Here is a 268-nt window from a genome sequence, read left to right on the forward strand (position 1 = left end):
GGACAAATCTCTATCCGAAAGCGATCTAGAGCCTTCCGAATCAGATTTCCACATAAGCAAAAAAGGGCTTCAAAACGAAGAACTATCGATTGAAGTTCACTTCAAAGAAATAACGGAAGATGCAGTTTTATCTGTACTCAAAGGCAACGTATCCAGCGAAGGAAAATCAGTACTGCGGTATGAGGCAGATAGAAAAACTCTAGACTACACACTTAAATCAGGCACTGATGAGAAGCACCTATCTACAATTAACAGCAGATTCTACCTG

The 268-nt window shown here is 40.3% G+C and carries 1 protein-coding gene; it reads left to right on the top strand.

Features of this window, described 5'->3' with window-relative positions:
- On the top strand, positions 1 to 268 hold a 268-nt coding region (locus KMS84_RS40195; protein WP_256921601.1), incomplete at both ends, for a hypothetical protein.

It is taken from the genome of Streptomyces hilarionis (assembly GCF_024539675.1).
In the GTDB taxonomy this organism is placed as follows: domain Bacteria; phylum Actinomycetota; class Actinomycetes; order Streptomycetales; family Streptomycetaceae; genus Streptomyces; species Streptomyces hilarionis.